This window comes from Pseudomonas sp. NFACC46-3 (assembly GCF_900114515.1).
Classification (GTDB): Bacteria; Pseudomonadota; Gammaproteobacteria; order Pseudomonadales; family Pseudomonadaceae; genus Aquipseudomonas; species Aquipseudomonas fluorescens_Q.
This window is the reverse complement of the sequence record NZ_FOTH01000009.1, coordinates 116,474-129,203: the sequence shown is the minus strand read 5'-3', so window position 1 is coordinate 129,203 and position 12,730 is coordinate 116,474. Positions and strand designations below refer to the sequence as shown.

Sequence of the window (12,730 nt, the reverse complement as noted above, 5' to 3'; positions counted from 1 at the left end):
GGCTAGTTCCGGTGGCGGTGCAGAAAATCCAGCAGGACTGGGAAATAGGCGTGGGGCTCTTCGTAGAACGGCATGTGGCTGCTGTTGGGGAACACATTCAGTTGTACATCCTTGAGCGCCATTTTCATGCGCATTGCACAGGCTGGCGTCAGTTCATCATGTTGACCGGTGGTAATCAGCACGGGCATTTCGAAGCCGGCCATCTGCTCGATGCGATTCCAGTCCTTGAGATTGCCGGTATAGAGAAATTCGTTGGGGCCCTGCATGGTCATGTAGGGCCCCATGTTCCAATCGCCCAGGGAACGTGTCACCGGCGCTGGCCATTCGTCCAGACGGCAGACATGACGATAGTTGAGCAGGGTGATGGCCGCCTGGTATTGCGGATGATCCAGGGTGCCCGAGGCTTCATGGCGCTGCATCATCGCGACGGTCTCACTGCCCAGGGCGGCCCGCAGACGCTCCAACTCCAGGGACAGGTGAGGAATATCGCCGGCGGTATTTTCCAGGATCAGGGTTTTCAGCGATTGAGGGTGATGAATGGCGTACTCGATCGCCAGCCAGCCACCCCAGGAGTGCCCCAGCAGGTGCACTTTGCCCAGGTCGAGGGCTTGGCGGACGGTCTCTACCTCCGCCACGTAACGGGTGATGTCCCACAGGGATTCGTCAGTAGGCCTGGCCGAGGCGCCGGTGCCCAACTGATCGAAAGCGATGACCCGCAAGCCCTTTTCCTTGAGCCAGCCATGGCTGTCACGCAGATAATCGCAAGGCAATCCCGGGCCGCCATTGAGGCACAGCAGCACCTCGTCGCCGTCGCCAAAGCCATAGGCCACCAGGCGATGACCATCGACTTCCACGTCGTACCGCTGGTCTGGCTCGATCTCACGCCACATCATTGCTCTCCTGCTCAGGTGCCGCTCTGGCTAAACCTTACCGAGGAAGCTACGCGCCCATAAGCTAGCAATTCTTATAGGTTTGATCTGGCATTCCCTCGCTCAGGCGTGGCATTCTACTTGCACGATTTCAGGATTGAAATTAATAAGGGAGCTGAATGGATGCAGGCCAAGCTGTCTGACTTCAATACCCGTCTTTTGTCTGGCAGGAGCCTGGACGAACAGATGGATAACACCCTGGGGATGGTCCAGGCGCTAGGCTTTGAAGCCTTGGTGTACGACTACAGTCCGGTGCCGCTGGATCATGATGGGGCACTGATCACCCCGACTGTGCTGAAGTTGCGCAATACCCCCCGTGATTGGCACTCGCTCTGGTGTGAAGAAGGTTATTACCAGATCGACCCCGTCCAGCATCTGGCAATCAATGCCATTTCTCCTTTTGTCTGGTCCTATCGACCGGAGGCCGACACGGTGCTGCAGCCGTTCATCGGCCAGAGTCATGCACCGGTCGTGAGCTACCTGCAGGATTCGCGCATGACCTGCGGCGTGACGGTGCCGATGCATTTGCCCAAAGGTGGCTTTGCGACATTGACCGGGCTGCGCGCCGATACGAAGGGGAGCACCCTGCAGGATGTCCGGCAAACGCTGGGCGACTTCAGCCTGATTTCCCATGCCCTGCAAGAGGCGGCTTTTCCGCTGCTCGGCAAGGAAGCCCGCGCATGCCCGGTTCGCCTGACCAAACGCGAGCGTGAGTGCTTGAGGTTAGCCGCTGACGGGTTGACGGCGGCGGACATCGCCAGGCAACTGAATCGCTCCTTGGCCACCATCACCCTCCACCTGACTTCTGCAATGCACAAGCTCGGCGCCAGGAATCGGGTCCAAGCCGTGGTCAGGGCGGTGCATTATCGGTTGCTCGATAGCTGAAATCGGGCAAAAACCTATCTGTTTCTCTAGTTATTCCGCCAGCCAGTCCCCGGTATCGTGTGCGGCAGGATTTCTAGGGAGCGGCATGAAATGGATCTTCCCGTAACGCACGAAGGCTTTGCGCCTTTTGGTCCGTATCAGACCTGGTATCGCATCACTGGCGATTTCAGCAGCGGCCGTACGCCGCTGCTGATCCTGCATGGCGGCCCGGGCTGTACACACGATTATGTCGATGCCTTCAAGGATATTGCCAACAGTGGCTATCCGGTGATTCATTACGACCAACTGGGCAATGGGCGTTCCACCCATCTTCCGGAAAAAGACCCCTCGTTCTGGAACGTGGCGCTCTTTCTCGATGAGTTGGCGAACCTGCTGGATCATCTGGGCATTCGCGATAATTACGCCCTGTTGGGGCAATCCTGGGGCGGCATGTTGGCCAGCGAACATGCGGTGCTCCAGCCCGCGGGCTTGCGCGCGTTGATTATCGCCAACTCCCCGGCGGACATGTCCACGTGGCTCCTTGAAGTCAATCGCTTGCGCCAGCTTCTACCCATTGAGGTGCAGCAAACACTGCTCAAGCACGAGCGGGCTGGAACCTTGACGTCTACCGAGTATTTTGAGGCCGCTCGGGTTTTCTATGACCGTCATGTCTGCCGTGTCACGCCCTGGCCCGATGACGTTGCCCGTACCTTTGCCCAGATCGATGCCGATCCTACCGTTTATCACGCCATGAATGGTCCCACCGAATTCCATGTGATCGGCAGCATGAAGGACTGGTCCATTACCGATCGCTTGCCTCGGATCAGCGTGCCGACCCTGCTGATTTCAGGCCGATACGATGAAGCGACGCCGTTGGTGGTCAAACCCTATGTGGATCATGTTCCCGACATTCGCTGGGCGTTGTTCGAACACTCCAGCCATATGCCCCATATCGAGGAGCGGATGGCTTGCATGGGAACCGTGGTGAGTTTCCTGGATGAGTGTTTGTAGGCGTCTGCGCAATCCGAGCAGTCGTTTTTGTTGTGTTTTTCGACGCGTCCTGTGAGACGCGTCTCTTTTTTGAGTGGAAAATTCCCGCTCTCTTGAACCGAAAGCGATATGCAGGGTCTGGTGTGCGCGTAGTTTTGCGCATCAGCAACGTGAGTGTTTCATGAGGTAAGCCGGCATTCGGCTCTTCGTTCGCTCACGAGCTTGCTGTCATTTCTGTATCGAGGGATCGAACATGTTCTCACCCGCCCTGTGGGCGAGGTCGTGCCTGGCTTTGCTGTGGCTGTCTCCGCTAACGCTTGCTTACGCTGCGCCAACCCCTGGTGACACGGACCTGATCCGTGAACGTCAGGATCGCCTGCTCGAAGAGCAACGTCGGCGCCTGGAAGAACTCAAGGACCTGCCCGGCAAGGAGGCGAAGCCGACTCAGCCGACGGCCCCTGTCGATACCCGTTGCTTCCCGATCAAGACCATCGAGCTCAAGGGCGCCGATGCTTTGTCCGATGCGGAGCGCGAACGCCTGCTCAAGCCTTACATCGGCCAATGCCTGGGCGTGCCGCAGCTTAACGAGCTGCTCAAAGTCATTACTGACCATTATCTCGACAAAGGCCTGGTCACCAGTCGCGCCTACTTGCCGCAACAGGACCTGTCCAGCGGTCACCTGCAAGTGCTGGTCGTCGAGGGCCGCCTGGAAGGCTTGAAAGGTGCCGAGAACAGCCAGTTGTCGGATCGCGAGTTGGCGATGGCCTTTCCCGGCAAAACCGGCGAACTGCTCAACCTGCGTGAGATGGAGCAGATGGTCGATCAGCTGAACCGTTTGCCGTCCAACCGTGCACAAATGGAACTGACGCCGGGGCAGAACATCGGCGGCAGCGAAGTGCGGGTCAATAACACCCCGCAAAAGCCTTGGCGCGCCGGCCTGTCACGGCATAACGACGGGCAGAAAAGCACCGGCGAGCAGCAATGGGGCGCCTCCCTGGACTGGGACAGCCCCTTGGGCCTGGCCGACCAACTGGCCTTGCGCGGCGGCCACGATGCCGTCAGCGATCACCAGAAAACCTCGCGCAACGGCATGCTCTATTACAACCTGCCGTTTGGCTGGTGGAACCTGAGCTACACCTACAGCCAAAGCGAATACCGCGCCGTGGGCCAGGCCAACGGCTTCAATTTCAAGCAGAGCGGCGACAGCCAGAATCATCAGGTGCGCCTGGAGCGGGTGGTCCATCGTGACGCGGTGAGCAAGACCTCACTCAACACCGGCCTTTCGTACCTGCGCACCAACAACTTCATCGAAGACAGCAAGCTTGCCGAAAGCAGCAATCGCATCAGCGAGGCGCAGTTCGGCATCAACCATGGTCGGCGGATCGGCAATGCCTTCGTCAACCTCGACCTGGGCCTGCAACAAGGTATCGGTGCTCTCGATGCCCAGGGCGATCATGAGCCGGGGCCGGGGTTGCCGGATGCGCGCTACCGCAAATACACCGCGACCCTCAGCTATTTGCAGCCCTTCATGCTGGGCGGCGAGTCCTTCAGCTTCAGCAGCCTGATGACCGGCCAGCGCAGCGAAGACGTGCTGTTCAGCCCCCAGCGCATGAGCCTGGGCGGTCTGTCGTCGATTCGTGGCTACAAGGACCAGACATTGTCCGGCGACAGCGGCGGTTACTGGCGCAACGACTTGCGCTGGAGCCGTCCGGTGACATTGGAGTGGCTGCGCCCGGTGTTTGCCGAATACGGCACCAGCCTCGGTTATGACCAGGGTGTGATTCGTGGCGATCGCTACAACGGTGATCAGCACGGGCGCATGTCGAGCAACTCGCTGGAGCTGTTCGCCCGCGGTGAGCACCTGAACGCCAGCGTCACCTTCGCCCACTCCCTGGAACGTCCGGATGCCCTGACCGAGCGCGAAGCGCCGATCTACTTCCGCGTGGATGTATCCATTTAATTTCTGCTGCAACGAGACCTGATCATGGACGACCGCCAACACGCCTTCCTGGCCCGCCAGCCTTCTGCTGCCCTGCAAAACCGCGACGCCTTCTGGGGCATGCCCAAGCGCGGCCTGGCGTTCCTGTTGGCCAACGTCATGTTCTGGCAGCCGATGTGGGCCCAGGCGGGCGGCATCGTGGTCAGCGCCCCGGGCACCAGCCTCGGCCAGGCCGGCAACGGCGTGCCGGTGGTCAACATCGCCAAGCCCAACGGCAGCGGGCTGTCTCACAACCAGTTCAAGGACTACAACGTCGGCAGCAACGGCGTAATCCTCAACAACGCCACCAACCCGGCCCAGGCCACGCAACTGGGCGGGATCATCCTCGGCAACCCGAACCTCCAGGGCACGGCCGCCACCACCATCCTCAACGAAGTCAACGGCGGCAACCCGAGCCAACTGCGCGGCTACACCGAAGTGGCAGGGCAGTCGGCCCACGTCATCGTCGCCAACCCTTATGGCATCAGTTGTAACGGCTGCGGTTTCATCAATACCCCAAAGGCGACCCTGACCACCGGCAAGCCGATCATCGAAAACGGCCAGGTGAGCCGCTATCAGGTGGACCAGGGCAGCGTCGCCATCGAAGGCGCGGGCTTGAACGCGAACAACGTCGACCGCTTCGAAATCATCACCCGCAGCGCCAAGATCAATGCCGAGATCCAGGCCAAGAACCTGACCATCGTGGCCGGGCGCAATGACGTTAATGCCAATACCCTCAACGCCACTGCCCGGGCGGACGACGGCAGTGCCAAGCCCGAATTGGCCATCGACTCCTCGGCGTTGGGTGGTATGTACGCCGGGGCGATCAAACTGGTGGGCACCGAGGCCGGAGTCGGGGTGAAGCTGGACGGCAAGATGGTTGCCAGTGGCGGGGATATCCAACTGGATGCCAATGGGCATTTGAGCCTGGCGCAGACGGCTGCTGCCGGTGCCATCGACATCAAGGCCAAAAGTCTGGAAACCCAGGGGCAGGTGTACGCCGGTAGCCGCCTGGACGTGAAGACCCAGGGCGACCTGACCAGCCAGAACAACCTGGTGGCGCGCGACAGCATTCACCTCGACAGCGGCGGCACGCTCAGCAACAACGGCATCATCGAAGCCGGCGTCAATGCCGATAACAGCCGCAATACCACGGGCGATGTCACCCTCACGGCCAAGCAACTGAACAACGGCGGCAAAACCGTCATTGCCAGTCGCGACCTGAACGTCACGACCAGCACTGCGCTGAACAACCAGGGCGGTACGCTCAGTGGCCAGCGTAAAACCACCGTCACCGGCAACGCTGTGGATAACCGCAACAAAGGCCGCATCCTCGGCAACACCGAACTGCACCTGACCGCCGATCAGGTCCTGAACAGCCAGGGCGGCCTGATCAATAGCCAGGGCCTTCTGACGGCCAACTTGGGCCATCTGGAAAATAATGCAGGCGAATTATCCAGCCTGAACAGCGCGACGCTGATCCTCGGCAGCCTGGACAACCTGACCGGCCTGGTCATGACCGGCAAGAACCTCGACATCACCAACAAGGGCGCGATCAACAACCAGGGCGGTGAACTGTCCAGCCAGGGCGTTGTGACCGTGCGCACTGGCAGCCTGGACAACAGCAACAAAGGTACTGTCGCCGCCAATGGCAAGTTGCTGGTCAGTGCCAGCGACTCGGTGAAAAACGCCGACAAGGGCCTGATCGCCAGCCGTGAAGGCGCACTCGAACTCGATGCCGCCAGCCTGGACAACGCCAGGGGCACGCTGCAAGGCAAGGGCCTGGTGACCGTGGATGTCGCGGGCGATATCGACAACCAGGGCGGCAGCATCATCGCCCAGGACGCCAAGCTGAGTGTCTTCGCGACCAATCTGGACAACCGCGGCGGCGTGCTGTCCAGCGTCAAGGCCGCACTGGAAGCGCGCACCACCGGCGTGCTGAGAAATGGCTATGACGTGAACCGTCGGGGCGGCACGATCCAGGCCCAAGGACTGAATATCCAAGCCTTGGCTGGGCTGTTCAACGACGGCGGGCGCCTGGCCGCGCAAGCGGGCGATATCGTGATCAGCAACGCGGGCGCGGATATCGACAATCGCAGCGGCGGGATGTATGCCACCGGCAAGGTCCAGGTCATTGGCCGGGACATGGACAACAGCGGCGGCGGGCAGGTCAGTGCCAGTCGCATCGACTTTGACCTTTCGGGTGCGCTGAGCAACAACGCGGGCATCATCGAAAGCCAGGACAGCCTGGATATCCTGGCCGCCAGCCTGAGCAACCAGAAGGGCCAACTGCGCACCCTGGGCAAGAACAGCACCACGGCGTTCAACATCGGTGGTCTGTTCGATAACAGCGACGGCACCCTCGAAACCGCCAGTAATGATGTGGACTTCGACACCGGCAGCGTCCAGAACGTGGGTGGCAAGCTGCTGCACACCGGCCTGGGACTGTTTGACATCAGCCAGGCCAACCTGGGCCAGGCGGGTGGGCAACTGGTGACCTACGGCAACCTGACGGTGACGGCCGACAGCTGGACCAACAGCACCGCGATCCAGGCCGGGCATCTTGTGGTTCATGTCGACCAGTTGACCCAGACCGCCACCGGCCAGTTGCTCAGCGCCAACAGCATGGAAGGCCGTGGCAGCAACTGGCGCGTCGACGGCCTGATCGGCAGCGATGGAGCGATCGACCTGCAACTGACCGACGCCTACGCAGGCAACGGCCGCTTGAGCAGTCTCGGCACCTTGGGCCTCAAGGCCGCGCTGATCAACCTGGAGCAAAACGGCAGCATCGCCGGCGGCGGCAGCACAAGCCTCGTGGTCGATGGTGTCCTCAACAGCTACGGTCGCCTGACCTCGGCGGCGGACATGAACGTCACTGCCGCCACGATCAACAACTACGGCACCCTCGGCAGTGCCGGCGCGCTCGGCGTATCGACCGGCGACCTGCTCAACGAGCACGGGTTGATTTTCAGCGGCGGCAATACCAGCCTGCGCGTCAATAGCCTGACCAACCGCTATGGCGATATCTACAGCCTCGGTGACCTGAGCATCGATCGCGACGGCCTCGGCACACGTGCCAGCCGCATCCTCAACAGCTCCGGCACGCTGCAGAGCGACGGCAACATGCGCCTGGCGGCCAACACCGTCGACAACGTCCGCGAGGTCTTGACCACCCACGACGCCGGCATCTACACCGCCTCGATCAGGGAAGTGGCCTGTATCGAAGGGGTCAACGCCGGAGACTGCAGCGGCGGCAAGGAAAACCACGTCTGGCAGATCATCCAGCGCGACAAGTTCGAAGTCACTGCAGCCAGCGCCGCCTCCAGCATCACCACCGGCGGCAACCTGGACATCCAGGGCGACACCCTGACCAACCGGAGCAGCAGCATCGGTGTCGGCGGCGCATTGACCGCCAACCTCGTCAGCCTGAACAACATCGGCATCGAGACCGGCGAAACCGAAACCTCGCGCACCTTCATATCCGAGCGCACGCGCAGCCCAGGTGGCTGGCGCGCCGCCGCCAATGACTTCACCAACAAATACTGGTTGCAGAGCCCAGGCTATAACGCCAATGACCTGGGTGGCCTCGAGGCAGCGATGAGCCGCTTCATCGGCATAACCGAACGTGAGCTCCCACAGTTCCGCATCCAGACAAGTACTACCGATAACCAGACCTACGCCGCGATTATCCAGGCCGGTGGTGCCATCGACATTCCTACCCAGGGCGACCTCAACAGCGGCGTCGTGCGTGGCGGCTACAACTACGTCGGCGCCGGCCCGCGCACCGATACCCAGGCTGACAACGTTTTCTCCACCCGCGTCAGCGTTAATCGGCAACTGCCCCCGAACCTGACTCAGCAACAGGTCGATCCGCTGGCCTTGCCGGGCTTTGACTTGCCGACCGGGCAAAACGGCCTGTTCCGCATGAGCGGCGACGCCTCGACCACGCCGACCCAAGGCTCAGGCCTGACCCAAGTACGCGGCCTGCCGGACCGCTCGTTCCGGACCAACCCACAAAAGTACCTGATCGAGACCAACCCGGCGCTGACCGACATGCGCCGCTTCATGAGCTCGGACTACCTGCTGACGAACCTGGGCTACGACCCCGACGTCGCCGCCAAGCGCCTGGGTGACGGCTTCTACGAACAACGCCTGATCCAACAAGCCGTGATCGCCCGCACCGGCCAACGCTTCCTCGACGGCCAGACCTCCGACGACGGCATGTTCAAGTACCTGATGAACAACGCCATCGCCAGCAAGGACGCACTGAACCTGTCCCTGGGCGTCAGCCTCACCGCCGAACAAGTCGCGGCCCTGACCCACGACATCGTCTGGATGGAAACCCGGACGGTGAACAACGAGCAGGTGCTGGTGCCGGTGCTCTACCTGGCCCAGGCCAACAATCGACTGGCGGCCAATGGTGCGCTGATCCAGGGCGCCGACGTCAGCTTGATTGCGGGTAAAAACCTGAACAATGCGGGCACCTTGCGTGCGTCCAGCAACCTGAGGGCGACGGCTGGCGACAGCTTGGTCAACAGTGGGTTGATGGAAGCGGGGGGTCGGCTGGATGCGTTGGCGAGTAATAACCTGACTAACAGGGCGGGTGGGGTGATTGCTGGGCGGGATGTCAGTGTTGTGGCTTTGACTGGCGACGTGACTAACGAGCGAACTGTTACCACCCACGAAAGCAGCAGCGGCTACCGTACTGAACGCGCCGACTTCATCGACAGCGCCGCCCGTATCGAAGCGGCCAACAACCTGACCATCAGCGCAGGGCGTGACATCAACAGTGTTGGCGGCGTGCTGAAAAGCGGCGCCGACACCGCCCTCAATGCCACACGCGACGTCAATCTCGTCTCCGCCGAACGTATCAACAGCGGCACACGCGGTCGGCATCGCGACCAAGACATCAAGCAATACGGCTCCAGCCTCGACAGCGGCCGCGACGTGATCGTCAACGCAGGTCGCAACCTCACCGTTGTCGGCAGTCAGATCGATGCCAAGCGCGACGTTGCCATGGCTGCCGAGGAAAATCTGACCTTCGCCTCAGCAGCGGATGAGCAGCACTCGTACGGCAAGAGCAAGAAGGTGACTAGCCAGGAGGATCACGTCAGTCAGGTGGCCTCGACGGTTAATGCGGGGCGCAACGTTGTAATGAGCGCGGGGCAGGATTTGGCGATGATCGCCAGCAAGGTCAGCGCTGCAAACGAGGCCTATTTCGTGGCGGGTGGCAAGCTTGAGCTGCTGGCTGCGCAGAACAGCGACTATTCGCTGTATGACATGAAGAAGAAGGGTGGTTGGGGGAGTAAGAAGACTCAGCGGGATGAAGTGACCGATGTGAAAAACATCGGCAGTGAAATCACTACCGGGGGCGACCTGCGATTGGTCAGCGGCGGCGACCAGCGGTATCAGGTGGCGAAACTGCAGAGTGGCAAGGACATCACGCTGGACAGTAGCGGTTCTATTACCTTCGAAGGCGTGAAGGACCTACATCAGGAGAGCCACGAGAAGACCGACAACAACGCGTTCTGGGTCTCGTCCAAGGGTAAGGGCAAGACCGACGAAACCTTGCGTCAAAGCCAGTTTATTGCTGAGGGCAGTGTTGCGATCAAAGCCGTCAACGGTTTGAAGATCGATATCAACCAGGTCAATCAGCAAACCGTCAGCCAATCCATCGATGCGATGGTCAAGGCTGATCCGCAATTGGCATGGCTCAAGGACGCGGAAAAACGTGGTGATGTGGACTGGCGTCAAGTCAAAGAGATCCACGACAGCTTCAAGTACAGCAACTCCGGCTTGGGGCCGGCTTCGCAGATCATCATCGCCATTGTGATGGCGGCAGTTGTTGGCCCAATGGCGGCCGGCGCAATGGGAACCGCGACTGGAGGGATGGTTGCCGCCGGAACAATTACGGCGGAGACGGCTGCTGGTATTTCCGCCGCGGCAGGCGCCGTTGCAGCGGGAGCTGCAACAAACGCGACCGTCAGCGTTGTCAATAATCGCGGCAATCTTGGCGCCGTGTTCAAGGACGTGACTTCTTCGGATGCAATGAAGGGGTATGCCATTGCAGGCGTTACAGCAGGGCTGACGGCTGCATATTTTGATGGGTGGACTGGAACTGAAACGAGTACGGCAACTGAGAAAGTCGTCACGTCGAGCCCGCTGAACACTTGGAGCGGTGTGGGTCAGTTTGCAGCCAACCAAGGGCTACAGAACGGCACTTCCATGTTGCTGAGCAAAGCGCTTGGGCAGGATGCGAGTGCGGGTGATGCGCTGAAAAACGCCTTGTTCAACACCTTGGCGGCAGCCAGCTTCAACATGGTTGGCGACTATACAAAGAACGTATTCGCCGACGGCTCGACACCGAAAATTGCGATTCACGCAATGGTGGGTGGTTTGCTGGCCGAGGCCACTGGCGGTGACTTCAAGACTGGGGCGCTGGCGGCAGGTGCGAGCGAGGCTCTAGTCACCCATCTGGATACGTTGGTTAAAGGCAACGACAACCTACTGACGATGAGTTCTCAGATCGTCGGCGTGGTGGCGGCTGCGGCGCAGGAGGATACGGACGCGGCCAAGTTGGATAAGGGGAGTTGGATTGCAAGGAACGCGACGCAGTATAACTTCTTGAACCATCGTGATGTTCAGGAGCTTAGTGAGAAAGCCAGGAACTGTGATCTCGACGGGTCCTGCGACGCTTTGCGCGCGGACGCGAATGCCCGAGACGCGGCAAATCGCCAGCGGCTTCTGGATTGCCAAAAGTTTGGCAATTGCCCCCAAATCCGTGCAGAAATAGATGCTGGCTCTAAAGCCATAGACGATCTGGTTACTACATTACCGGAAGGAAAGTCTGCTGAGATTCTAGGACGGTTTACTGGAATAAGTGGCGGAAATACCCGCGATTGGACTACAGCCGGTCAGCTTCATATTGAGCAGGTAGCTCAAATGTTTGTTGACGGAGACACAGGGTGGGCGCCGTCGTTTGGGCAGTGGCTGGATCAGTCGGGGTTTAGCCCTTTCTCCATCAATGCGCCTGGGTTGTCGGCCACGGTCGTGCCGGGGGGAGTCAGGACAAGTACGTCTTTACCTGCGGATAACGGGTATTTCGATGTTTTTCCAGGAAATATTGGAAAACCTCCTGTTCCTCCGGTTGTAACTGCGGAGGGGAAGATTGGCGGAGCAATATTTACTGATTTTAATCAAACTGCTCGCCCAGCTTCACAGGCTGATGCTAGTCAGCCAACCTTGATATCTGATCGTGTAACTGCTAAGGCTGAAGTATCTGGGAAGAGTCTACCAAATGGAAATATGGCCGATGCTCATGCAGAGATAGGTGTGATACAACAGGCGTATGCGGCTGGAAAGACTTTGGGGGCAGGCATGGAACTTACTGTCTCTGGCAAAGCGGTTTGTGGGTACTGCCGAGGAGATATTGCTGCAATGGCGGAAAGGTCCGGGCTTACCTCTCTCACAGTTAAAGAGGTCGCGACCGGAAAAACTTTATATTGGCAGCCTGGAATGCGGGCTCTGAAAGAGGGGAATAGGAAGTGAGGTTTTCTCTGTCATGGGTTGTTGGGTTTGGGAGTGAGTGTCAGGGGAGTAGCGCTAAAGAGCCCTCTTGGAGTGACATTGAACTTCATTTAAGAGAAGTATGTGATGCCTCTGGTTCAGTTACATTGGAACTTGCGGATTTTAATGGGTTTGAGCTGTTGAGCTTGCAAGTTGTTGCGGATGGTGGGGTGTATGCAATGACTTTAGGTGAGGATAATGGGGAGGATTATATTGTTCGGTCTTATCTTGGAGGCGGAAGTGCAGGGAAGGTGGTTTATATCCTAGGGGACGCTGTTGATGCCTCAGGCGTTTGCTTGGATTCAGAGGTCGTAGTAGATGTATTTAGACAGTTCTTTGAGGGAGGGCGAGTATCGCGAAGCCTAATGGCTTGATTTTTATAGCTGAAGCGGGACAGAAAAAG

The 12,730-nt window shown here is 59.5% G+C and carries 6 protein-coding genes; 5 read left to right on the top strand and 1 reads right to left on the bottom strand.

Going from position 1 to position 12,730, the window contains the following annotated elements:
• Positions 1-2 precede the first annotated feature (2 nt).
• The gene (locus BM300_RS12220) at positions 3-890 is read right to left on the bottom strand and encodes a proline iminopeptidase-family hydrolase (RefSeq protein WP_063323041.1); all 888 of its coding nucleotides are present in this window, start codon (positions 888-890) and stop codon (positions 3-5) included.
• Between the two features lie 162 nt (positions 891-1,052).
• On the opposite strand from BM300_RS12220, the gene BM300_RS12215 reads away from it, so the two are divergent.
• From BM300_RS12215 to BM300_RS31730, 5 genes are all read left to right on the top strand, one after another.
• Entirely contained in the window at positions 1,053-1,814 is a 762-nt protein-coding gene (locus tag BM300_RS12215; RefSeq protein ID WP_063323040.1) for a LuxR family transcriptional regulator, read from the top strand.
• Between the two features lie 90 nt (positions 1,815-1,904).
• Positions 1,905-2,804: a proline iminopeptidase-family hydrolase gene (locus BM300_RS12210; RefSeq protein WP_092224397.1), complete on the top strand. Its 900-nt coding sequence runs from the start codon at positions 1,905-1,907 to the stop codon at positions 2,802-2,804.
• A gap of 232 nt (positions 2,805-3,036) precedes the next feature.
• Positions 3,037-4,743, top strand: a complete 1,707-nt coding sequence (locus BM300_RS12205; protein WP_092146203.1) for a ShlB/FhaC/HecB family hemolysin secretion/activation protein — start codon at positions 3,037-3,039, stop codon at positions 4,741-4,743.
• 24 nt (positions 4,744-4,767) lie between these two features.
• Positions 4,768-12,309: a two-partner secretion domain-containing protein gene (locus BM300_RS12200; RefSeq protein WP_139232360.1), complete on the top strand. Its 7,542-nt coding sequence runs from the start codon at positions 4,768-4,770 to the stop codon at positions 12,307-12,309.
• Positions 12,306-12,701 carry a DUF6911 family protein gene (locus tag BM300_RS31730; RefSeq protein WP_371914660.1) on the top strand — a complete coding sequence of 132 codons (396 nt, stop codon included), beginning with the start codon at positions 12,306-12,308 and terminating at the stop codon, positions 12,699-12,701. Before BM300_RS12200 ends, BM300_RS31730 begins: the two co-directional genes overlap by 4 nt.
• Positions 12,702-12,730: the final 29 nt, after the last annotated feature.